General features: G+C 71.3%; 20 protein-coding genes and 1 pseudogene. 11 read left to right on the top strand and 10 right to left on the bottom strand.

From position 1 onward, the window contains the following. Positions 1-12 precede the first annotated feature (12 nt). A complete protein-coding gene (locus ACFV7R_RS16560) occupies positions 13-837 on the bottom strand; it encodes a helix-turn-helix domain-containing protein (protein ID WP_385264126.1) in 825 nt (274 codons plus the stop codon). A gap of 342 nt (positions 838-1,179) precedes the next feature. Here ACFV7R_RS16560 and ACFV7R_RS16555 point away from each other — a divergent pair, with 342 nt between their 5' ends. Beyond that, positions 1,180-1,674 carry an ATP-binding protein gene (locus ACFV7R_RS16555; RefSeq protein ID WP_385264033.1) on the top strand — a complete coding sequence of 165 codons (495 nt, stop codon included), beginning with the start codon at positions 1,180-1,182 and terminating at the stop codon, positions 1,672-1,674. A 92-nt stretch (positions 1,675-1,766) separates the two neighbouring features. Here ACFV7R_RS16555 and ACFV7R_RS16550 read toward each other — a convergent pair whose 3' ends face one another. The 5 genes from ACFV7R_RS16550 to rpmG form a co-directional block, all read right to left on the bottom strand. Further along, positions 1,767-2,066, bottom strand: coding sequence for a DUF397 domain-containing protein (locus ACFV7R_RS16550; protein WP_206306893.1), 300 nt, complete (start codon positions 2,064-2,066; stop codon positions 1,767-1,769). Between the two features lie 389 nt (positions 2,067-2,455). Then, positions 2,456-2,689, bottom strand: a complete 234-nt coding sequence (rpsR, locus tag ACFV7R_RS16545; RefSeq protein ID WP_129799520.1) for a 30S ribosomal protein S18 — start codon at positions 2,687-2,689, stop codon at positions 2,456-2,458. A 5-nt stretch (positions 2,690-2,694) separates the two neighbouring features. Next, a complete protein-coding gene (locus ACFV7R_RS16540) occupies positions 2,695-3,846 on the bottom strand; it encodes a CobW family GTP-binding protein (protein ID WP_385264031.1) in 1,152 nt (383 codons plus the stop codon). A gap of 3 nt (positions 3,847-3,849) precedes the next feature. Beyond that, positions 3,850-4,134: a type B 50S ribosomal protein L31 gene (locus ACFV7R_RS16535; RefSeq protein WP_385264030.1), complete on the bottom strand. Its 285-nt coding sequence runs from the start codon at positions 4,132-4,134 to the stop codon at positions 3,850-3,852. Between the two features lie 9 nt (positions 4,135-4,143). Continuing rightward, positions 4,144-4,308 carry a 50S ribosomal protein L33 gene (rpmG, locus tag ACFV7R_RS16530; protein WP_009192555.1) on the bottom strand — a complete coding sequence of 55 codons (165 nt, stop codon included), beginning with the start codon at positions 4,306-4,308 and terminating at the stop codon, positions 4,144-4,146. A 66-nt stretch (positions 4,309-4,374) separates the two neighbouring features. Between rpmG and rpmB the strand changes: the two genes are divergently transcribed. The 3 genes from rpmB (at position 4,375) to ACFV7R_RS16515 (ending at position 5,554) form a co-directional block, all read left to right on the top strand. Beyond that, the gene (gene rpmB / locus ACFV7R_RS16525) at positions 4,375-4,611 is read left to right on the top strand and encodes a 50S ribosomal protein L28 (protein ID WP_129799523.1); all 237 of its coding nucleotides are present in this window, start codon (positions 4,375-4,377) and stop codon (positions 4,609-4,611) included. A 31-nt stretch (positions 4,612-4,642) separates the two neighbouring features. Further along, the gene (gene rpsN / locus ACFV7R_RS16520) at positions 4,643-4,948 is read left to right on the top strand and encodes a 30S ribosomal protein S14 (RefSeq protein WP_385264028.1); all 306 of its coding nucleotides are present in this window, start codon (positions 4,643-4,645) and stop codon (positions 4,946-4,948) included. Positions 4,949-5,026: 78 nt separating this feature from the next. After that, positions 5,027-5,554 carry a hypothetical protein gene (locus tag ACFV7R_RS16515; RefSeq protein WP_385264027.1) on the top strand — a complete coding sequence of 176 codons (528 nt, stop codon included), beginning with the start codon at positions 5,027-5,029 and terminating at the stop codon, positions 5,552-5,554. 106 nt (positions 5,555-5,660) lie between these two features. Here the strand turns inward: ACFV7R_RS16515 and ACFV7R_RS16510 are convergent, their stop codons facing one another. After that, a complete protein-coding gene (locus ACFV7R_RS16510; RefSeq protein WP_385264026.1) occupies positions 5,661-7,886 on the bottom strand; it encodes an FUSC family protein in 2,226 nt (741 codons plus the stop codon). A gap of 78 nt (positions 7,887-7,964) precedes the next feature. Further along, positions 7,965-9,092 carry a DUF2786 domain-containing protein gene (locus tag ACFV7R_RS16505; RefSeq protein WP_385264024.1) on the bottom strand — a complete coding sequence of 376 codons (1,128 nt, stop codon included), beginning with the start codon at positions 9,090-9,092 and terminating at the stop codon, positions 7,965-7,967. A gap of 137 nt (positions 9,093-9,229) precedes the next feature. Here ACFV7R_RS16505 and ACFV7R_RS16500 point away from each other — a divergent pair, with 137 nt between their 5' ends. Both ACFV7R_RS16500 and ACFV7R_RS16495 read left to right on the top strand, forming a co-directional pair. Then, a complete protein-coding gene (locus tag ACFV7R_RS16500) occupies positions 9,230-9,976 on the top strand; it encodes a Clp protease N-terminal domain-containing protein (protein ID WP_385264022.1) in 747 nt (248 codons plus the stop codon). A 35-nt stretch (positions 9,977-10,011) separates the two neighbouring features. Further along, entirely contained in the window at positions 10,012-11,706 is a 1,695-nt protein-coding gene (locus ACFV7R_RS16495) for a bifunctional 3'-5' exonuclease/DNA polymerase (protein ID WP_385264021.1), read from the top strand. A gap of 51 nt (positions 11,707-11,757) precedes the next feature. On the opposite strand, the gene ACFV7R_RS16490 is transcribed toward ACFV7R_RS16495, so the two are convergent. Beyond that, entirely contained in the window at positions 11,758-15,165 is a 3,408-nt protein-coding gene (locus tag ACFV7R_RS16490) for a BTAD domain-containing putative transcriptional regulator (RefSeq protein WP_385264124.1), read from the bottom strand. 455 nt (positions 15,166-15,620) lie between these two features. On the opposite strand from ACFV7R_RS16490, the gene ACFV7R_RS16485 reads away from it, so the two are divergent. Further along, the gene (locus ACFV7R_RS16485; protein WP_385264020.1) at positions 15,621-16,580 is read left to right on the top strand and encodes a D-2-hydroxyacid dehydrogenase family protein; all 960 of its coding nucleotides are present in this window, start codon (positions 15,621-15,623) and stop codon (positions 16,578-16,580) included. Between the two features lie 188 nt (positions 16,581-16,768). On the opposite strand, the gene ACFV7R_RS16480 is transcribed toward ACFV7R_RS16485, so the two are convergent. Continuing rightward, positions 16,769-19,654 (bottom strand): tetratricopeptide repeat protein, encoded by a 2,886-nt coding sequence (locus ACFV7R_RS16480; RefSeq protein ID WP_385264019.1) that lies wholly within the window; start codon positions 19,652-19,654, stop codon positions 16,769-16,771. An 81-nt stretch (positions 19,655-19,735) separates the two neighbouring features. On the opposite strand from ACFV7R_RS16480, the gene ACFV7R_RS16475 reads away from it, so the two are divergent. The 4 genes and pseudogenes from ACFV7R_RS16475 to ACFV7R_RS16460 all read left to right on the top strand — a co-directional run. Beyond that, positions 19,736-20,284, top strand: coding sequence for a carboxymuconolactone decarboxylase family protein (locus ACFV7R_RS16475; RefSeq protein WP_385264017.1), 549 nt, complete (start codon positions 19,736-19,738; stop codon positions 20,282-20,284). Between the two features lie 77 nt (positions 20,285-20,361). Then, entirely contained in the window at positions 20,362-21,339 is a 978-nt protein-coding gene (locus tag ACFV7R_RS16470; protein ID WP_385264016.1) for a GNAT family N-acetyltransferase, read from the top strand. Positions 21,340-21,422: 83 nt separating this feature from the next. Continuing rightward, positions 21,423-21,770 (top strand): hypothetical protein, encoded by a 348-nt coding sequence (locus ACFV7R_RS16465; protein ID WP_385264014.1) that lies wholly within the window; start codon positions 21,423-21,425, stop codon positions 21,768-21,770. 326 nt (positions 21,771-22,096) lie between these two features. Then, a pseudogene (locus tag ACFV7R_RS16460) lies at positions 22,097-22,450 on the top strand (serine hydrolase); the annotation flags it as partial. Positions 22,451-22,724 lie beyond the last annotated feature (274 nt).

Raw genomic sequence — 22,724 nt, 5'->3', positions numbered from 1 at the left:
CGTACTGATGTCTTACGACAGTTGGAGCAGACCTCGGAGAAGATCCCGGCTCTCGGCCGGACCCGGGCTGTCCCGCTGCAGCTCCTTGAGAGCCTTCTCGTACTGGGCGACGTCCTCGGCCTTGTCGAGGTACAGCGCGCTGGTGAGCTGCTCCAGATACACGACGTCCGACAGGTCGGACTCCGGGAAACCGAGGATGGTGAAGGCGCCGGACTCGCCGGAGTGGCCGCCGAAGCTGAACGGCATGATCTGCAGCCGTACGTTGGGCCGCTCGGAGAACTCGATGAGGTGCTGGAGCTGCCCGCGCATCACCTCGCGGTCGCCGTAGGGGCGGCGCAGGGCGGCCTCGTCCAGGACGATGTGGAAGTCGGGGGCGTTCTCGGAGACCAGGTGTTTCTGCCGCTCCAGGCGCAGCGCCACCCGCTTCTCGACGTCGGAATCGCTCGCGCCCTTCATGCCGCGCCGGACGACCGCGCGCGCGTACGCCTCGGTCTGCAGCAGTCCGTGCACGAACTGCACCTCGTAGGCGCGGATCAGCGAGGCCGCGCCCTCCAGGCCGACGTACGTCGGGAACCAGCTCGGCAGGACGTCCGAGTAACTGTGCCACCAGCCTGCGACATTGGCCTCCCGGGCGAGCGAGACCAGCGAGGTGCGCTCCGTCTCGTCACTGATCCCGTACAGCGTCAGCAGGTCCTCGACGTCCCTCGTCTTGAAGCTCACCCGGCCCAACTCCATCCGGCTGATCTTCGACTCGGAGGCGCGGATGTGGTACCCCGCCGCCTCGCGCGTGATGCCGCGCGCCTCACGCAGTCGCCTGAGTTGCGAGCCGAGCAGCATCCGCCGCACCACCGATCCGGGCTCTCCCGCGCTCACGTTCGCCAGCCTCCCCAACCGTCTTCAGGGCCCGCAGTCTGCCACTAAAACACTCCGAGCAGTACTCGTCCGATTACACAGACGGAAAGAAGCCGAAGATTCCGCGACTGCTGGGGGAAGGAGAGGGCAAGCAGAGGACAAGCGGACGGCCCGAAGTTGGCGGAAAAAATGACCAACAAGCGGTACGGGAGGGGCCAATTCGGTCGCGTGCACGTGCATCTGCCCTTGCATCTGCTGTAAGCATCCGAAACCATGGTCCCGCGCCACCGCCGCATCGCTGACCGCGAATTCCCGGGAGTGCCTCGCATGGGGACGAATGGATCGACCATGCTCGAGCCGTTACGGCAGGGCCTTCCGCCGCTGGATCCCGCGGCCGTGTCCAACGCCGCCTCCTGTGCCCTGCCCGGCCGCTACGAAGCGGTCCGCGACGCACGGCGGTTCACGCGCGGAACACTCGACCAGTGGGACATCGGGGACCGTTTCGACGATGTCTGTCTGGTGGTTTCCGAACTCGTCACCAACGCCCTGCGGCACGCGCTGCCGGCGGCGGGCCCGCGGGCAGCGGAGGAACCGGCCGTACGGCTGCACCTGATGCGGTGGACCGAGCGGCTGGTGTGCGCGGTGCGCGACCCCAGCAACGACAGTCCGGTCCCGCGCGAGGCCGACGACTTCTCGGCGGAGTCGGGGCGCGGACTGTTCCTCGTCGACTCCTTCTGCGACGGCTGGGGCTGGCATCCGCTCGCGGGCACGCTCAGCGGCAAGGTCGTCTGGGCGCTGTTCCGGCTTCAGCCCGACGGGTGACGAACCGCGGCACTTCTTCGTGCCGCGGTTCTACGCGCGTTACGGAGCGTCTGCGTACCGATACGCGGAAGTTGTCCCGGCAGGGGGACGGGTCAGCCCGCTATCAGGTGGTCGAACTCGCCGTCCTTGATGCCGAGGAGCATCGCCTCGATCTCCGCGCGCGTGTAGACGAGGGCAGGGCCGTCCGGGAAGTTCGAGTTGCGCACGGCCACCCGTCCCCCCGGCAGCCGCGCGAACTCCACGCAGGAACCCTGCGAGTTGCTGTGCCGGCTCTTCTGCCAGGCCACATCGTGCAGTTTCGTGGCGGCCATGCCGTTGTACACGCCGGACGCCGCGGCGCCGTGGTGCACGTCAGCGTCGTACACGTCACCGTCGTACACGTCGTGATCCACAGGTCGCTCCCCGGTGGTGCACTGGCTGGTATGGCCATGGATGCAGTGGTCAACTGTGCCGGATCATAACCCTGTTCACGTGCAGATGCATGGGCAGATGCACGTGCACGGGGGGTGTTCCTGCGGTTACAGCTTTGACGACCGCTTTACCGAAGTCGTTCCAGCGTCTGCCCCAGGGATCGCAGGACATGCGACCGCCTCCCCCGTCCATGACCCTTCCGCGCCATCAACCGCACCAGATCGTCCGGATCGAATCCTTCGTGCACCGGAAGAGACGCGTTCCGCGGCCTTCGTGTTCCCACCTTCCTGTCCCAAGACGGCCGGCAGAAGAGAAGTAGGCGATTCCCTGCGTGCCGAACGCAGGGAATCGCCTACCTGTACGGGTGTGCTCAGCGGCTGGAGTACGGCAGCAGCGCCATCTCCCGGGCGTTCTTGATCGCACGGGCCAGCAGCCGCTGCTGCTGGGCGGTGACGCGCGTGACGCGGCGGCTGCGGATCTTGCCGCGGTCGGAGATGAACTTCCGCAGCAGGTCGGTGTCCTTGTAGTCGATGTACGTGATCTCGGCCTGGTCCAGCGGGTTGGGACGGTTCTTGGCCGGCTTGCGCTCGGGCTTGCGGGGCATCGGAGTCAGACCTCCAGGAGGGTGTCGAAGGCGGGTGGCAGCCGCTTCCAGGCATCGCGCCCGGCGGCGTACTCGGCGTCGGTCAGCAGGCAGGACTCCAGCAACTGCTCGAGTCCCTCGCGGTCGAGGCCGGGGGACGTGAAGACCAGGTGCTGGCAGCAGTCGCCGTGCTCGGAGTGCCAGTCCAGCGCTGCGGCGGCACGGCGCACCGGCGGCACCATCTCCCAGGCCGCGTCGGGCAGGGAGGCCAGCCACGGACCCGCGCTCTCCACGCACAGGGCACCGCCGGCCGCGTCCCAGTGCAGCAGCGTGTCCGGCCTGTCGGCGAGCCAGAACCGGCCCCGGCTGCGGGCAGCGGCGCAGGTCAGGTCCTCCAGCGCCTGATAGAGCCGCTCCGGATGGAAGGGGCGGCGGCGGTGCCAGACGAGCGTGGAGACGCCGTGCGCGTCGGCCTCGGCGGGCAGCAGGGCGCACGCCGGATGCTGAGCTGCGGCGGCCGCCTCGACGTCGAAGCCGGCGAGGGCAGCATGCGCCAGCGGGGAGCGCGCGCCCGTCAGGTCGCCGTGGCCGATCGGGACCTGACGGGCCGTCGGGTGGAGTTGGGCGAGCAGCTCGCGGTCCTCGTCGTCGGCCTCCGGGGAGTCCAGGACGGCGAGGACGGTGGCGTACTCCAGCTGCCGGGCGAAGGTGTCGGCGACGGTGCGCTGGTCGGTGGCCGCGGCGGCGAGGCCGCGCTCGGCGAGGTCGTCGCCGTTGCCGAGGTACGGCAGCAGCAGCGCCGGGTCGACGGCGGTGATCACGCCGGTGACCGTGAGCCCGCCGGACGTGACCACCTCGGCCATGGCCTTCGGCTCGACGGAGTCCCACAGCTCGACGACCGCGAGCGGGGTGCCGCCGGCGTCCCCGAGCCGCCGCAGCTCGGGCACCAGGTCCTCGCGCAGCGCGCAGCACGCGCAGTCGTTGACGAGCGGGGCCTCGCCGGCGTCCCGGACACCGGTGGCGTCGCGGACCGTCCGTACGACCGTGCCGGCCGCGGCCGTCGCCAGGTCGTGATGGAGTACGACACTGCCGGGCACGTCGGCGAGCAGCTGCTCGACGGCCGCCTTACGGGCGTCGGCGTGCAGCCCGCCGACGATCACGACGGAGAGCTCGGGCATGGGCTAGCCCTGCTTCCCGTACCGGCGTTCGAAGCGCTCGACGCGTCCGGCGGTGTCCAGGACTCGGGCGGTGCCGGTGTAGAAGGGGTGGCTGACGTTCGAGATCTCGACGTCCACCACCGGGTAGGTGTTGCCGTCCTCCCACTCGATCGTCTTGTCGCTCGTCATCGGCATGGGGGTCCCCCCGCTCGAGCGAAGTCGAGAGTGGGGGAGGGTCAGGAAGGCGTGGTTCGCGGCACGGTCACGGAAGACGACGGGACCGTAGTCCGGGTGGATTCCCTTGCGCATGACGGCTGATCAGCGCTCCTCTCGGAAGTCGACGTGGCGGCCGACGACCGGGTCGTACTTGCGCAGGGTCAGGCGGTCCGGGTCGTTGCGGCGGTTCTTGCGGGTGACGTACGTGTAGCCCGTACCGGCTGTGGACCGGAGCTTGATGACCGGGCGGAGTTCGTTGCGTGCCATGCTGGTACCTTACTGAAAATGAATTCCATTTACACACCCTGAGAGCAGAGAGGTACGTCACCACCGATGTCCGCCCACTGCATGCTGACCGGCGCACAGCCCGGCTTCGGCAACCGCATCTCCCACTCGCACCGGCGCACTTCGCGCCGCTTCGACCCCAACATCCAGACCAAGCGCTACTGGCTGCCCACCGAGGGCCGGTACGTGCGCCTGCGGCTGAGCGCCAGGGCGATCAAGACGGTCGACACGATCGGCGTCGAGGCGGCGGTGGCCCGCATCCGCGCGCGCGGAGTGAAGGTCTGAGAAGGGCTTCCGAGAGGGAGAGGGAACCGAGATGGCGAAGAAGAGCAAGATCGCGAAGAACGAGCAGCGGCAGGAGATCGTCGCGCGGTACGCCGCGCGACGGGCCGAGCTGAAGGAGATCATCCGGCGGCCGTCCTCCACGGAGTCCGAACGGCTCGCCGCGCAGCGCGAGTTGCGCAGGCAGCCGCGGGACGCCAGCGCCACGCGCGTACGCAACCGGGACCAGGTGGACGGCCGTCCGCGCGGCTACTTCCGGACGTTCGGACTGTCCCGGGTGAGTCTGCGGGAACAGGCGCACGCGGGGTATCTGCCGGGGGTGCGGAAGTCGTCCTGGTAGGACCTGGGGCCGATCCTGTTACGGGCTGGTAGCTTGCTGCGGTCGTACGGCTGACCGGCTCACCCCTGGGGGCATGCAGTGACTTCTGCGACCTACGCGCGCGTGCTGGTGCATCGGCGGCCGCGGATTGCGGCCGCCGCGCTGACGGGCGTGCTCGCGCTGACTGCGCTGACCGCGTGCAGCGACGACGGCTCCACGGACGACTCCGCGCCCAGCCCCAGCGCGTCGTCGGCCGACACCGGCGGTGGTACGGGCGGTGGCGACAGCAGCGGATCGCCGTCCGCGGCCGGCGACCTGCAGGGCAGTTGGCTCGCCACGACTGACGGCGAGGCGGTGGCGCTGGTGGTCACCGGTGACGACGCCGGGCTGTTCGCCACCGGCGGGACCGTGTGCAGCGGGCGCGTGGGCAAGGCCTCGGGCACGCCGACCATCCGTCTCACCTGCCCGGACGGGAGCGACGAACGCGGGACCGGCACGGTCGACTCCGTCGGCGCCACGACTCTGAAGGTGACGTGGGAGGGCGGTCTCGGCGCGGAGACCTACACCAAGGCCGAGGGCGGAAAGCTGCCGTCGGGTCTGCCGACGGCAGGGCTCGGGTCGTCGTGATGTGACGCCCTGACAGTCGCGGTGGTCTGCGACGGCCGGCCCAGGTCGTGAGGTCACGCCCCGGACCGCTGCGGCGGTCTGTGACGGCCGGATCCGGGTCGTGAGGTCACGTCCCGGACCGCTGCGGTGGGCCGTGGTCGTCCGACGAGGGCGGCGTCGGGTCCAGGGCCTCGGAGAGTTCCGTGAGGCAACGGTTCAGCATGCGGGAGCCGTGGCGTACGACGGGGTCGTCGGCGATGCTCCACGCCGGGTCGTCGAGGGCGTCGCGTACAGCGTCCCAGCGTGGGACCCGGCGCTCGCGGACGGCCTTCGCGCCCTTTTCCGTGGCCGTACGCAGAGCGTCGGCGAGGCGGGCGGCAGGGAGGACGGAGCGGGCCTCGCGCTCCGGGAGATGGGCCTCCATCAGCATCGTCACGCGGCCCATCTGCATCAGGGCGTCCTCCGCGTCGTCGGCGGCGACCAGGGACAGGCCGCGCCGGCGTACGGGCTCGTCCGCGGCCCGGGCCACCGCCGCGTGCCAGGCCGCGCGGGCATCGCGTGCGGCCAGGAGGGCCTCGCGGACGTCGGGGGCTGCCTTGCCGACGGGTTCGGCGTAGTGCCGTACGACCGCGGCGGTGTACCGGCCCTGCGCGGCCAGCCAGTCGGCGAGGAGGGTGCGCAGGCGCGGTGTCTCCCAGGCCGGGTAGACGGCGTACGCGACCATCGCGAGGAGACCGCCGACAACGGTGAGCAGGATGCGTTCGGGGGCGGTCTGCGTCCACTGCTCGCCGGCCGTGCCGAGCAGGAACACGACGTACGCGGCGATGCAGGCCTGAGCCACGAACTGGGCGGAGCTCATCAGGAGGTACATCAGCCCGGCGCTCGCCACGGCCAGCGCGGCGGAGAGGTGCGGGCCGACGTGAGTGGCCTGGAGCGCGCCGGTGGCCACGCCTACACCGATGACCGTACCGGCCAGGCGGGCGACCGCACGGCTGTAGGTCTGGGAGAAGTCCGGGCGCATGATCATGACCGCGGCGAGCGGTGCCCAGTAGCCGTGGCCGAACGGGAGGGCGGCGCCGAGGAGGTAGCCGGTGGCGGTGACGGCAGTGGAGCGGATGGCGTGGCGGGTGACCGGTGAGTTCGGGTGGAGTTCCGTGCGGATGGACCTGAGGGCAGCGGGGATCAGTGCGGGGAAGGTGGGGCGGAGGAGAGTCTTCGGGGAGGAGGGAGGGCCGGTTGACTCCTCGGGTGTCGCTACGGGCGGACGTTGCCCGGTGCCTCTGCCGCTCTCGGACGTCGCTACGGGCGGGCGCTGCCCGGCGCCTCCGCCGCCCTTGAGCGTCGATACCTGCTGGAGTCGCCCGGCGCCTCCCCCGCTCGCCGTCTCCACCACGTCCCCCAGCAGACGGCCCAGTCGCGACGCCGCGCGGTGGGCCGGCCCCGTCAGGACGGCGCCCGTGGCCGGGGTGCTGAACGCGGCCACCGCGGCCGGCGGGAGCTCGACCGGGCCGCCGCGGCGGATGGCGCCGGCGGCGGCGTCGAGGATGGTGGCCGCCGCAGCGAGCAGTTCGCGGACGAGGTCGCGTGCGCGGCCCTCCTCGGGTACGCCGACGGCCGGGTCGGCGAGGGAGGCTAGGACCGGGCGGATGCGCTCGGCCAGGCCGCGGGCGCCGTGCAGTTCGGCGGGGCGGCGGCGGGCCTGGCGGGGGGTCACGGCGGCCGCCTCGCGGGCCACCATCAGGGGCAGCGGGTCGAAGAGCGCGACGGGGTCGTGGCGCAGCCGACGTGCGTAGTCGGCCTCGGCGGCCAGGGCGTCCGCGAGCGCGTCGCGATGGCGGCCCCAGCGTCGTACCGGAACAAGCACGATCAGTGCCGCCTGCACCAGACCACCGAAGATCATCATGGCCGCATGCCCCGCGGCCTGGGAGACCGAGGTCGGCAGGGTGACCGTCACCAGCATCATCGCCACGTTGGACGAGGCGATCAGGCCGGCCGTCGGGCCCGCGGCCCAGGTCAGGCCGGCCGCGAAGGTCCACAGCACCAGCAGGGCCACGAAGAGGGCGAGGTGGCTGATGGTGAGGTAGCCGAGGAAGGTCGAGACGGCCAGGCTGGTGCCGGAGGCCAGGGCCAGCTCGGGGCGCGGGCGCCAGCTGCGCTGGAAGGTGGCGATCGCCGCCTGGAACGCCCCGAAGGCCGAGCTGACCGCCGCCTCGGGCCCCAGCGCCCACATGCTCACCCAGACGGTGATCGCGAGTCCGGCCGCGCCGCGCAGCGCGAGCAGCGGTTCCAGCCGGGTCCGCTGCACACTGAGCCCCGAGCGCGCGGTCTTCCTCAGCGCCCGAAACCAGCTCATTCCGTCAGATTACGGTAGATGTGGTGCGCATCAGGGGGACATGTCTGACCACAGGCGGCACCGTCGGCGGCCGTGCCCTCAGCGCAGGGGCCGACGCGGCTTCGTCTGCGCCCGGTCGGCCGCCTCGGAGCCCTCCGTCCAGCCCGCCTCGTCAGTGACGCCGCGCAGGCGGGTCGTGGTCGTCTCCGGGAACATGCGGTCCAGCCGGTCGGTGACCGCGACCTCGCGCGAGGCGAGGACCGGGAGCAGGTCCTGGGTCACCTGCGTCTGTGCCGCCGCGGCCAGGCGGGTGCCGATGCGGTGGGTGTAGGCCGCCAGGAAAGACTGCCGGAAGGTCTTGGTGCGCTTGCGGCCGCCCGCGCGCTGGGCGGCCTCCGCCTTGGTCATCGCCGTCTGGGCCTGCACGAGGAGCGAGGTGTAGAGCAGCTCGACCGCCTCCAGGTCGGCCTCGAAGCCGACGACGGTGGAGAAGCCGAAGGCTTCGTTCCACACGGCACGGCAATGGTTGGCGGTCGCCACCGCGTCCAGCAGCACGACCTTCGCCTGCTCGTACGGTGGTTCGACGCCGATCCGGCAGGCGCCGGGGGCGTCGTGCGGGGTGTGGTCGCGGCTCGACAGCAGTGCCTCGTCGATGCTGTGCCGGGCCATCAGCTCCTGCGCCTTGGCGCTGAGCGCCTCCGCCTCCTGAGGGAACCCGGTCGCCTCCGCCTTCGCCAGCAGCGCGCGGATGCGGGTGAGCATGCGGGACTCGGACCTGCCCGTCTGCCGCGGTTCGTCCTCCAGTGGCTCCAGCGCGGGCAGGCGCAGCAGGAGGCGGTACAGCTCCAGGACGGCGGTCGCGTGCGAGAAGCGGTCGGTGCGGGGCGGGGCTTCGGCGGACAGGTCGTCGAGCTGTGCGTTCCAGCGGGGGCCGCGGGGGCGGTCGTACGGCTTCTGCGCGTGGATCAGTGCCGAGAGCAGTCGTACGTGTACGTCGTCCAGCTCGCGCCGCACGAGCCGTACGACGTCCGCCGGCTGCCAGCCACGCCGCCAGGCCGCCGCGACGAACTCCTGGCCGCGGCGGGCGAGTTCGGCGTCCGCCGCAGGGTCGGCGGCGAGGAGGGAGGCGCCGGTGTCGAGGGCGGTGTCGGTGTCGGCGTACAGGGCGTGCCGGAAGGCTCGGTCGACGGTGCCGGGGGCGTCGCTCGGACTGCTCGTGCTGCTCACCGGGCGATGGTGCCATGGGGCGGGTGCCGAGCGACTCCGGCCTTGTGCAGGCCGAGGGCCGCTGCTTCGCCGAGCCACCCCGAAGCGGCTGTCAACCTCGGGTTGACACCCCCCTCACGTCAACCTACGGTTGACACATGTCGACGAACCCGACCATCACGTCATCCGTACGTCTCGACGAACTCATCGCGGCCATCAAGAAGGTCCACGACGAACCCCTCGAACAGCTCCAGGACGCGGTGATCGCCGCCGATCACCTCGGTGAGGTGGCCGACCACCTGATCGGCCACTTCGTGGACCAGGCCCGGCGATCGGGTGCCTCCTGGACCGAGATCGGCAAGAGCATGGGGGTCACCCGGCAGGCCGCACAGAAGCGGTTCGTGCCCAAGGAGTCGGCCGACCTCGACCCCAGCCAGGGCTTCCAGCGGTACACCCCGCGCGCCCGCAATGCGGTCATGGCCGCCCACAACGAGGCCGTCGCCGCCCGCAACGCCGAGGGCCGCCCCGAGCACCTCGCCCTCGGGCTGCTGGCCGAACCGGAGGGCCTGGCCGCCAAGGCGATCACCGCGCAGGGCGTCCTCCTGGACACCGTGCGGCAGGCCGCCGCTGCCGCACTGCCACCGGCCGCGGAGGAGGCGCCGGACCTCGTCCCCTACGGCCCCGGCGCCAAGAAGGTCCTGGAACTCACCTTCCGCGAAGCCCTCCGCCTCGGCCACAACTACATCGGCACCGAGCACATCCTGCTGGCCCTGCTGGAGTTCGAGAACGGCGAGGGGGTCCTGTCGGGCCTCGGCCTCACCAAGCCCGCGACGGAGGAGTACCTCGCTGCGGCACTCGCCAAGCTCAAGGTGACATTCGACGAGCAGGGCGAAGCGCAGAGCTGACGGCGTTGTCAGTCCCGCCTGCCACACTCGCTTGCATGACCGACCGGTGGGCACTCGCTCCGGCCGAGGACGGTGGCGTGGAGATCGCCCCCCTCGGTCCGGAGGGGCTGCTCGCCGGGCCGGCGCGGTGGGCGGCGGATCCGGCCGAGGCCGTGCGCGGACGGCCGGAGGTCACGCGGTGGGTGTGGCGGTCCACCGCCGAGGTCTATCCGCGGCTGCTCGCCACGGGGGTGCGAGTGGAGCGGTGCTACGACATCGAGGACGCCGAGACGCTCCTGCTCGGCCACGAGGGGCGGTACGGGGAGCCGAGGTCGGCGGCCGCGGCCCTCGCCCGGCTGCGAGGCGGCCCCGTGCCGCCGGATCCGCCCCAGCGTGCGGCCGAACCGGGCTCGCAGTCCTTGCTCTTCGAGCCGCAGTCGGTGCACGTCCCGCTGGCCGACCTCGTCGAGGTGTACGCCGACCAGCAGCGGCGGCACGACGCGACCGCACACCCGGAGCGGATGCGGCTGCTGACGGCGGCCGAGTCGGCGGGGATGCTCGTCGCCGCCGAGATGAACCAGGCCGGGCTGCCGTGGAGCGCCGAGGTGCACCGCCGGGTACTGCACGAACTGCTCGGCGAGCGGTACGCGGGCGGCGGGGAGCCGCGGCGGCTGGCCGAGCTGGCGGACGAGGTGTCCGACGCGTTCGGGCGCCGGGTGAGGCCCGATCTGCCGGCCGATGTGATCAAGGCCTTCGCACAGGCCGGGATCAAGGTCAGATCGACCCGCCGCTGGGAGATCGAGTCCCTCGACCATCCGGCGGTGAAACCGCTGGTCGAGTACAAGAAGCTGTACCGCATCTGGGTCGCCCACGGCTGGTCCTGGCTCCAGGACTGGGTGCGCGACGGGCGCTTCCGGCCGGAGTTCCTCGCGGGCGGCACCGTCACCGGACGCTGGGTCACCAACGGCGGGGGCGGGCTCCAGATCCCCAAGGTCATCCGCCGTGCCGTCGTCGCCGACCCCGGCTGGCGGCTCGTCGTCGCAGACGCCGACCAGATGGAGCCGCGCGTGCTGGCGGCGATCTCGCGCGACCCCGGCCTGATGGAGGTGGCCGGCCGGGAGACCGACCTGTACCAGTCCGTCTCCGACCATGCCTTCTCCGGCGACCGCGCCCAGGCCAAGCTCGCCGTGCTCGGCGCCGTCTACGGCCAGACCTCCGGCGACGGCCTGAAGAACCTCGCCGCCCTCAGACGCCGCTTCCCCAGGGCGGTGGCGTACGTCGACGAGGCCGCCCGGGCGGGCGAGGAGGGCCGACTGGTGCGGACGTGGCTGGGGCGGACCTGCCCGCCGGCCGCCGGGGCGAGCGAAGACGCGGCCGAGGAGGCGGGCATCCCCCAGGACGACCCCGGCGAGACCGTCGCCGGCGGCCAGGAATGGGTCCCCGGCTACGCCTCCACCAACGCCCGTGCCCGCGGCCGCTTCGCCCGCAACTTCGTCGTCCAGGGCAGCGCCGCCGACTGGACCCTGCTGCTGCTCGCCGCACTACGGCGGACCTGCGCGGACCTGTCCGCCGAACTGGTCTTCTTCCAGCACGACGAGGTGATCGTGCACTGCCCTCAGGAGGAGGTCGAGACGGTCGTGGCGGCGATCCGGGAGGCGGCGGAGCTGGCCGCGCGGCTCACCTTCGGAGAGACACCGGTGCGGTTTCCGTTCACGACGGCGGTGGTGGAGTGCTATGCGGACGCGAAGTGACGCCAGGTGTGAGGACGCGAATGCGCCGGGTGCTTCGGCCGCTCGGCCTGCTCACTCGGCCGGGTCCGCTCCTGTGCCTGAGGAGATCAGCTCCCTGAGCTCCCCAACGACCGCCCGTTCGTCCGTCCCGTCCAGGGCAGCGAGGGCCGAGCGCCACTCCTCGTACGCCTCCTCGGCCCGCCCCTGGTCGCGCAGCAGCAGACCGTGCTGGTGGCGGGCGAGACCGTCGGTATAGCGGTCGGCGCGGGCCTCCGCGCGGCGCAGCAGCTCCGCGCACTCGCGACCGGCGCGTTCGGCGAGACCGAGCAGCCGCAGGGCGCGGACCAGGCCGAGCCGGGTCTGGGACTCGCCGTGCCAGTCGCCGTGACCGCCGAGGATGCGCAGGCTCTCCTCGAAGTGCTCCGCGGCGGCGTCCGGTTCACCGAGCGTGAGATGGGCGTAGCCGATGTTGCAGTGCGCGGAGTGCTGCACGAGGACGGCACCGACCTCGACGCCGATGGCGAGCGAGCGCCGGTGCTGTTCGATGGCGGCGCGGGGGTCCGTGTGCTCGTACAGGTTGCCGAGATGGCTGTAGGTGACGGCCTCGCCGTACGGGTCGTTCAGCTGCCGGGAGTACTCCAGGCTCTGCCGCAGCGCGTCCTCGGACTCGGCGTACCGGCCCAGCCCTTCCAGCAGCAGCCCGCGGTTGTTGAGGCAGCGCCGGATCCAGGAGACGGCACCGAGCCGCCGCCAGATCTCCAGCGCCCGGTCGTTGAGCGCAAGCGCCTCGCCCTGACGTCCGCTCAGGAAGTGCAGTCTGGCGAGGTCGCCCAGCGCATACGCCTCGGCTGCCGCGTCCTCGAGCCGCCGGGCCAGATCCAGCGCGGCCCGCCCGAGCAACCCCATCTCGGCGACGCGACCGCTGCGCTGGACGTAGGGGAAGAGCAGACGGAGGAGGGTGGAGAGCCAGGCAGGTCGGTTGTCCGTGCGTCGGTTGTGGTCCGGGCCGCGGTCGCCCGATCCTCGACGCCGCGCGGCCGGCCGCCGATCAGCCGGCCGCCGGCCCTCGAGGCGTCCGTCGTCCGCGCCCGGGTCAGCCCCCGTGTGCGCATGGCGCTCGACCAGCGCGACGACATTGGCGAGCTCGACATCCCCCCAGGCGAAGGCCGCTTCCGGGCTGTCGAACGGAGGAACCGTTCCCACCTGGGAGGCGTGTTCGGCGGGCTGGGTCGCGGTCGGGCGGCGGCGGTCGTCCTGGTCGAGGCCGGGTTCGACGATGGCGGTGAGGATGCGCTCGGCGACGGCGGCGTACCAGCGCAGGGCGGTCTCGGCCACGTCGTCGCCCTGGTCCGCCTCCGCAAGTTCCCGGGCGAAGTCCCGGACGAGGTCGTGGGGTGCGTAGCGGCCGTACGCCGTTTCCTCCAGGAGCGCCACGTCGACCAGCCGGTCCAGCGCGGCCTCGGCGCGCCGCTCGTCGGTGCCGGTGAGCCGGGCGAGCAGCGGCGCACCGTACGTGGGCAGATCCAGCGCGCCGATGCGCCGCAGCGCCAGCGCCGCGTTCCGGTCGGCTTCGCGGTCGGAGGCGGCGAGCGCGTCGTGCGCGACGGCGAGGGAGCGGCGCACGCTCAGGTCGTCGTACTCCAGATGGTGCAACCGCCCTTCGGTGGCGGCCAGTTGCCCGGCGAGCACGTCCGGGGTGAGCGCCCGGCGGGCGGCGAGCCGGGCCGCGACGACGCGCAGGGCGAGCGGGAGCCGTCCGGTGAGTTCGACGAGCGGGTGGGCGGCGTCGAGGCCGTCCCGTCCGGAGACTGCGCGCAGCAGCTCCGCGCTCTCCGCGTCGGTCAGCGGCGCGAGCGGGAAGCGGCGGGCGCCGTCGAGGGCGGTCAGCGGGGAACGGCTGGTGACGATCACCGCGCAGCCGGTGCCGGCCGGCAGCAGTGGCCGTACCTGCGCAGCGCTCGCGGCGTCGTCCAGCACCATCAGCGTGCGCGTCGGCGCGAGCAGGGAGCGCAGCAAGGCGGCTGCCGCATCGGGGTGTTCGGGGATACGGCAGGGCTCGGTACCGAGGTCGCGGAGCAGGGCGGTGAGTGCCTGGCCGGGGGTGAGGGGGGTCATGCCCGGAGTGGCGCCGTGCAGGTTGACGTAGAGCTGCCCATCGGAGAAACGTTCCGCCATCCCATGCGCCACATGCAGCGCGAGGGCGCTCTTGCCGACCCCGGCCATACCGCTGACGACGGCCACGGCGGCCGGCACAGCGAGAGCTCGGCGCAGTGCGTCCCGTACGCAGTGCCGGCCGGTGAAGTGGCCGGGCAGGGGCGGGAGTTGGGAGGGACGGGGCACGCGGGGCGTGGCGTCGGCCACCAAGCCGTCCCCCATGGACGGATCATCGGCACAGGCGGAACCACCGTCGCACTCCCCGCGGTCGTGCCGACCCTCACCACCCGCGGCCGTATCCCCCTTGACCTCGTCGGACGGCCCCCGTGAACCGCCCTCGGCGGCCCCCCGCAACACCTCCATATGCGCCTCCCGCACCCCCGCCCCCGGCTCGACCCCCAGCTCCTCGACGAGCCGGGCGCGAAGATCGCGATGGACGGCCAGCGCCTCCGCACGGCGGCCGGTGCGGTGCAGGGCGAGCATCAGCTGGCGGTGGTACGCCTCCCGCAGCGGATACTCGGCGGTCAGTGCCGCCAACTCCGGTACGACACCGGCGAGTCGCTCACCCCCGAGGGCCAGCTCGGCGTCGTACCGCCACTCCCGCAGGAGCAGCCGCGCCTCGATCAGCCGCTGCACGAAGGCGTACCCGCTCACCTCGGGCGGCAGCCCGCTCAGCGGCGCCCCCCGCCACAGCGCGAGCGCCCCCGCGCACTCGTGCACCGTGCGCTCCCAGTCCCGCCCGGCGTGCGCGGCGCGCGCCGCTGCGACATGCGCCTCGAAGACGTGGACGTCCAGCTCGCCCTGTTCGACCCGCAGCAGGTACCCCGGCTGCACCGCGCGCAACCGTTCGGGATCGTCGAGCAGCCGGCGCAGCCGGGCGACATGGTTGTGCAGGGAGGCGTGCGCGGACGCAGGGGGTGCCCCGCCCCACAACGCGTCCTTCAGCGACTCGACCGGAACGACCCGGCCGGCTTCCAACAGCAGCGCGGCGAGCAGAACCCGAACCTTGGCACTACGGACGGCACGCACCGCGAGCGCCGGCCGCCCGGCGCCCGCGCGCCGTGCTCCTTCCCCACATGCGCTCGCACCCCACGTGCCCGCGCGCCGAGCAGCAACCGCCCCACCCGCACTCCCCGCGCCCCCGACGCCACCAGCAGTCCCGATGTCTCCAGCGCGCCCGGCTGCCCCAAGCTCCCCAGCGCCCGCGGCGCCGTCCGACCCACAGGGCTCGCACCACTCCGCCTCACACGGCTCGTACAGCACAGGCGGCCCCAGCAAACCGAACCGCAGTCCGAACCAAGGCCCGCACCGCAGTTCGCCCTGCATCACACCGCCCACAGCCTTCCCGCGCGCCCGCGCCGCCCGACCGCGCTCCACGACGGAGGACCACCATTCCTGGCGGATTTCCGCCCTCGTCACGGCGGTTTCCCGCCATCTGCACCATGACGGCCTCCGCCGGAGTCCGCTACCGTTCCGGCCGTTTCCCGGTACCGATCCCGGCGCCGCCTGGTGACTTCACGCCAATTGGCCGACAACGACATGGAGAACCGTTGGCCATATGTTAGCGATCCGTTGGTGGGGCCTGATGTGATCACTACAACGGATCTGGCCCGACGGTGCGCGCGTCACGCGTCGCTCGGGGGAGTGTCGCCGCCGCGGCCGGATCCGGGGACGCCTGTGGGCTCCGGTCGGCTGAGGTGAACGACCGGGGCCCGCGTCCCTCCCCGCGGGATCGCCCGCCACCCTTGGGTGAGACACCGACACCCGGGGAGAGAACCGACATGCGATTCCGCTGCGCCGTGCTCGACGACCACCAGAACGTCGCGACCTCCGTCGCCGACTGGTCACCGGTGAGCGACCGGGTGGAGGTCGTCACCTTCTCCGAACATTTCACCACCGAGGACGAACTCGCCACGGCCCTCGCGGACTTCGACTTCTTGGTGACCCTGCGCGAACGCGTCGCCTTCCCGGCCACGCTCCTGAACCGCCTCCCCCGCCTCAAGCTGCTGATCGCCTCCGGCATGCGCAACTCGGTGATCGACTACGCCGCCGCCCGCGCAGGCGGCGTCACCGTGTGCGGCACGGAGAGCTCCTCCACTCCCCCGGTCGAACTCACCTGGGCCCTGCTGCTGGGTCTGGCCCGCGGAATCGTCCAGGAGAACAACGCCCTGCGCGCCGGCGGCCCCTGGCAGTCGACGGTCGGCGCCGACCTGCACGGCCGCAGGCTCGGCCTGCTGGGCCTCGGCAAGATCGGCAGCCGGGTCGCCCGGATCGGCCTCGCGTTCGGCATGGAGGTCACCGCCTGGAGCCAGAACCTCACCAAGGAGCGGGCGGACGAGGTCGGAGTGCACCGGTCCGCCACCAAGGAGGACCTCCTCACGACCAGCGACTTCGTCTCCGTCCACCTGGCCCTCGGCGACCGCACCCGCGGCCTGCTCGGCCCCGCCGAACTCGCCCTCCTGAAGCCGACCGCCTACCTGATCAACACCTCGCGCGCCGCGATCGTCGACCAGGACGCCCTGCTCACCGCCCTGCACGAGGGCCGCATCGCCGGCGCGGCCGTAGACGTCTTCGACACGGAACCCCTCCCCGCCGACCACCCGATGCGCACGGCCCCCCGCCTCCTGGCCACCCCCCACCTCGGCTACGTCACCCAGGCCAACTACGAGCGCTACTACGGCCAGGCCGTCGACAACATCCGTGCCTACCTCGCCGGAAACCCGGTACGCCTCCTCGGCTGACCCGCCCCGCCATCTCACGCAGCCAGGCATGCCGCACAAGGCGCTCACCGATCTCCTTGTCACGCTCGACGCGCGTGATGCGCCCGAGGCCGACGACACGGAACCAGAGGCGGCGTCGACCGCCCTGAGCACGCGGTTGCGGCCTTGCCGAGCATGGTGAGCGAAGGCGGCGATCTTTCAGCTGTGTGTCATGGCTGATGGAGATCGTTGAGGAAGGTGCGGGTCTCGTCGGCCTCGGGGGCGTCGAGGGCGGTGTACAGGTCCAGGGCCTGCAGGGCGTGGTCGCGGGCGTGGTCGATATGGCCGAGGTCACGGTGGACGTGCGCCAGGCCATCGTGAGCGCGAGCCTGTTCGGGCCGGTAGCTCACCTCGCGGGCGAGAGCCAGCGCGGCGTTGTGGTCGTCCACAGCCTGGGCGAGGTCGCCCATGGATCGGGCGGTTTCCGCCAAGCCGTTGAGCGATTCGGCTTCGTCTCCGGGAAAGCCGAACGTGCGGCACAGGTGCAAGGCCTCGCGATGATGGTAGCGAGCCTGGTCATAGCGGCCCTGCCGCCGGCACACCAGGCCGAGGTTGTTCAGGACGACGGTTTCACCGATGCGAGATCCGGTCTCGCGATAGAGGCGCAGCGCCTGGCGATGGAGGTCGTGAGCGTCTTCGTAGCGTCCATGGTGCTGATGGACGATGCCGAGGTTGGTCAGGCTGTTGGCTTCGCCGGCGCGATCGCCGAGCTCGCGGAACAGGGCGAGGGATTGCCGGTAGTTGTCCTGGGCCTGGTCGTACTCTCGCCGCCTCGTGAGGGTGATGCCGAGGTTGTGCAGTGCCCGGGATTCGGCGCCCTGGTCGCCGGTTTCGCGTGCGAGTTTCAGGGCGTGCCGGTAGTTTTCGGCCGCTTGCTCGAAGTGGCCGTACCACCAGAAATGCACCTCGCCGAGGTCGAGGAGAGTGCGGGCCTCGGCCGCTGTGTCGCCGTGTCGCCGGCTTGCTTGGAGCGCCAGGCCGTGGAGGGCCAGTGCGTCGACGTGATGGGCGTGGCCGAGCAGGTAGCGGTGCAAGGTGGCCGCCAGGCGGCTGGTGCGTGTCAGCCCGTCGGTGTCGGCGGCGTGCTGGCCGACGGCCATGAGGTTCGCGCGCTCGGCGTCCAGCCATGCGATCGCCTCGGCCTCGTCCTGTGGGGACCAGGTCAGGGCGTCCGGCGCGGGGACGCGTGGCCTGCGGTTCTTGCCCTCGGGGTAGAGGCGGTCGACGGCGGTGCTCGCGATCTGGAGGTAGTGGTCGAACAGCCGGCCGAGGGCCTGGTGCTGGGCGTCTGGGGTTTCGTGCGCGTCCGCAGTGGCCAGGGCGTGTTCGCGCAGCAGATCGTGAAAGGTGTAGCGACCGGGCTGGTACTGGGCCAGGATGTGGGCGTCCAGGAGATCTTCCATGAGTATCTCGGCCCGCTCGAGTGGAAGATCGGCCAGGGCGGCGGCCGCGGCGGGGCCGATGTCACGGCCCGGCTGCAGACCCAGGAGCCGGAACATGCGCTGCTGATCGGGATCCAGTTGCTGGTAGGACAGGGTGAAGGCGGCGGCCACGCCTCTTTCCGAGGTGGCCAGCTCAGACAGTCTGCGGCGCTGGTCGCGAAGCCGGCCGGCCAGGTATTCCACGGTCCAGCGGGGGCGATGGTGCAGGCGGGCGGCGGTGATGCGGACGGCCAGGGGCAGAAAGCCGCACAGGTGCAGTACGTCGAGGACGGCGACCGGTTCGGCGACCGCGCGTTCTCCCACGATCGCCGTGAACAGCGTGACGGCGTCTGCGGCAGGCAGCACATCCATGGACAGGGCCTGTGCGCCGTCCAGGTCGGTCAGCCGTCGGCGACTGGTGATCAGGACGAGGCAGCGGGAGGTGCCGGGCAGCAGCGGTCGTATCTGATCGGCGCTGAGCGCGTTGTCCAGTACGGCCAGCACGCGACGGCCGGACAGCTCCGAGCGCCACATCGCGGCGCGCTCGGCGACGGACGCCGGGAGGCGTTCTGCGGGCACGCCGAGTTGCCCCAGGAGGACCTCGAGTGCGGCGCCGGCGTCGAGGGGTGCCTGGCCGGCGGTGTGCGCCTGCAGGTCGACGAAGAGTTGCCCGTCGGGGAAATGGTTCGCGAGGTGGTGTCCCGCATGGACCGCGAGCGCCGTTTTGCCGACCCCGGCCATCCCGTCGATCGCCGAGATCGTCACGACTCGACCGTTGTTACTCGTCCACGAGCGGGCGAGCCTGTCGAGCTCGCGTTCTCGTCCGGTGAAATCCGGGACGTCGTAGGGCAGGAAGTTCACCTGTTGCGGCTTCGCCGGCGCGGTGGCCGGTGCCTGCAGGTCGGGGTCGTCGAGCAGGATGGCCTGTTCGAGCTTGCTGAAGGCGTGGCCCGGGTCCAGTCCCTGCTGTTCAACCAGGGTCGCCCGGAAGGTTCTCGCCACCTGCAACGACTCGGGTTGGCGTCCGGCGCGGTGCAGGGCGAGCATCAACTGGCCGCAGAGCCGTTCCCGCATCGGATTGGCCGCCACGTGGACGGTCAGCTCGTCGATGAGGTTGTCGTGGTGGCCCAGGGACAGTTCCACGTCGGCCAGGCGCTCGATGGCGGTCAGTCGCTGCCCGTTCAGTCGCGCTCTGGCGCTCTGGACGTAATCCGCGGTGATATCGGCCAACGGCTCTCCCCGCCACAGTGCGAGCGCGGCACGGATCTGGTCGGCGGCGTCCTGCTGGTCACCGGAGACGGCCTGTGCCTTGGCGATCAGGACGGTGAACTCGTCCAGATCGAGTTGGCCGGGCTCGAGGGTGATCATGTAGCCGGCCGGGCGAGTTGCCAGCATCTGGTCGGCTCCGGAAGCGCGCAGCATCCGCCGGATCGCGGCGATCGTGGTTTGGATCTGCGCGCGGGCAGAATCCGGCGGCAATGGCCCCCACATCGCATCGATCAGCCGATCTGTACTGATCACAACCCCGGCATGCAGCAGCAGATAGGCAAGCACCGCCCGATGCCGGGGTGCCAGCCCGGGCGGCTGCGGACCGGGAGCCACGGCCTCCACCGGGCCGAGGATCGTGAACCGCATGCCGTCACCCCCCGGGGTCACCAGCACTTGCATCGAGAACGCATCGGAAATCTATCAAGGCCTGCTCGCAGGATTGCCGGCATGCAGGGACTTCACATCGTTGATCCGGAGATCGCCACCGGTGAAGCCGCACGACTGTTCACCGCCACGCATGAGGCTCTGGGGGTCATCCCCAATCTGGCCAAGGTGATGGCCAACAACCTGGCCGTATTGAAGGGGTACCTGGGCGTCGTCGGCGCCTTGGGTCCGGAGGGAACCAGCCTGTCGCCGGACTTGATCGAGCGCATCGCTCTGCTGGTGGCACAGGAGAACAGGTCCGACTACTGCCTGTCAGTGCACTCGTTCCGCGGGACCAAGGTGGTCGGGCTGACTGCGCTCGAGACGGCCCGCGCGAGGAGGGGCGAAGCCGGCGATCCCTGGGGAGCCGCGGTCTTGGCCCTGGCCTCCGCCGTGGTCCGGGACCGCGGGGCTGTTTCCGACGATCAGCTGGCCATGGCCCGGCACGACGGTCTGTCCGACGGACAGACCGTCGAGGTTGTCGCCCATGTGGCTCTCAACGTGTTCACCAACTACCTCGCCAAGGCGGCCCGCGTTGACATCGACTGGCCGCTCGTCCGCCACAGCGACTGAAGGAGAGCGATGACGCCGTTCTGGCCGGACCACCTGTACCGGGCTACGCACGAGACATTCCACCCGAGGAGTTCCGTATGATCCGCATTGCCCCGATGTCTCCGGTGTCGGCTGAGAAAGCCACCGCCTGGCACGCGGTCCTGGTGGCCTCGCTCGCCGACGATCTGCCCGACGAGCCCCGGCCCACACCCGAGCAGGTCCATGCCCAGCTCACCGCTGAGGGGCTGGACAGCCGTCGGCTGTTCTGGCTGGCCACCGACACCGGCGGCGCGGTGGTCGGTGTGGCCGGGCTACGGCTGTTCACCTCGCCGGGCCAAGATCACCTGGCCGAGCTGGAACTGCACGTCCACCCGGACCGGCGGCGCTCGGGAGTGGGCTCGCAGCTGCTGGCCGTGGCCGTACTCGCTGCAAAGGGGGAGCGGCGGCGCAGCCTGATCACCGCCGCGGTCGACGGCGGTCCCGGTGACGCCTTCTGCGCCGCGCGCGGCTTTCGGAGAGTGCTGACACTGGACCACCTCCTGCTCGACGTCGCGCGGGCCGACGACGCCCAGGCCGACATCGAGCATCCCGGCTACGAGCTGGCCGGTTGGACCGGAACGGTTCCCGACGAGCTGGCCGACGCCTTCGCCGCGGCCAAGAACGCGATGAACGACATGCCCACCGGCGACATGGACTACGGCAGCCAGACCTGGACCGCCGACCGGGTCCGCGCCATGGCCCAAGTGCTGGCCGACCGGGGTGACCTGCTGCTCACGACCGCCGCGCTCGGCAAGGGGGAGATGGCCGGATACGCCGAGATCGTCATCCGGGCCGGGGAGACCCGCCGGGCACTGCAGTACGACACCGCCGTCGTGCCCGCGCACCGCGGCCACGGGATCGGCTTGTGGATCAAGGCCGCGATGGTGCGCAGGCTGCGTGCCGAGCACCCCGGCATCAGCGAGATCGAGACCGACAACACCCAGGACAACACCCACATGCTCGCGGTCAACCAGCGGCTGGGCTTCCGATCCCACCGCCGCACCCACGAAAACCAGCTCGACCTGCCCACCACCTGACCACTTCGCAAGGAGAGCATCCGCATGCCCTTACCCTTACCGATCAGGACAAGCTGACCCTGCGGACCGCCGCGTACGGCGCCGTGTCGCTTCTGGCCGCCGCCGGTGCCGCCGGTGGCTCGCCGCACCGGATCGCCTCCGACGGGTCCATCGCCCTGGCCTCCGCGACCGGCCCGATCGGGCACGTGCTCGCCGACAGGACAAAGGGCGTGAACCTGAACGGCAAGTCCGTGGCCCAACTCGCCGAACACGTCCTGCCGGCCCTGACCGGGGCCATGGGACTGCTCAAGAAGCAGTCCCCGGCAGAGGCCGACAACTTCCGCAGCACCGTCATCCTCGCCATCGAAGCAGCAGCCACCCAGTGCGGCGGGCCCAGCCCCACCAGGGCCGAGATGACCCGCAAGATCATCGCAGCCCTCGACGCCGCTTGACGGGATATCACGAAGGTCTGCTCCGGACCCTGGCATGGGGTGGTGCGAGTCAGGAGTGACCGCGGCCCGCCAGGGCCCTGACCCGGCCCGCTCACCCAGCGGACAACCGCTCGCGTGGACGGCCTGGTCCACCCGGACCACACGCCGCGACCGCCTCTCGCCGCGTGTCAGCGGCCCACGTCGAACAAGAACCTGAGCACCACGGGCTCACCAGGCCCAGCTCCCCCGGGCCGACCTTGAAGATCGAATACTAGGGACATTCGTCATGAGAAACAGCAACTGCGGCCTCTCTGAAGCAGGGCTGCGCAGACTGCGTGACGTGCTGGCACGGGAACGAGCGGATCTTGTCCCGGCCCGCCGTCGAACTGATGACCACCAACCGGCTGACGCCCGAGCAGAACGCCGCCCGCAACGCCCTGGCCACCAACAACGTCCACATCTCCTTCGGCCAGGGGCAGCAGGGCGGCTGGGGCTTCGGAATGGCAGTGCGCACCTACCGCGGCGACTACGCGCCGATTGGCCAGTTCGGCTGGGACGGCGGAACCGGCACCTCGGCCTACGCCGACCCGACCAACCAGCTCACCGGAATCCTGCTCACCCAGGTCGGGCTGTCCGTCCCGGATCCGGCGCGGCTGATCCACGACTTCTGGACCACGCTCTACCAGGCAGTCAACGACTGACACCGACCCGAGCCCAGTCGGCCCGCATTCCGCGTAATTCGGGGCTCCCGGAGACGCGGACGGGATGAAGCCGCAGGTCAGGGCGGTACGGCTGGCACCGTGGGCCGAAACTGCCCAGAGACGCGACTGTGCTGATTCCCAGTCCCCGCAATACGTGCTCGGCTTCAGCTCCACTCAGGCCGACTGGCCTTTGTCCCGATGGCCCTCGCCGACACCGCTCGCCAAGCCTTCACCTTCACCATGTCCAGCGCTTTCTCGACCAGCGCCGGTGGCG

The organism is Streptomyces sp. NPDC059866 (assembly GCF_042731325.1).
GTDB classification, from domain to species: domain Bacteria; phylum Actinomycetota; class Actinomycetes; order Streptomycetales; family Streptomycetaceae; genus Streptomyces; species Streptomyces flavusporus.
This window is presented reverse-complemented; position numbering and strand designations above follow the sequence as displayed.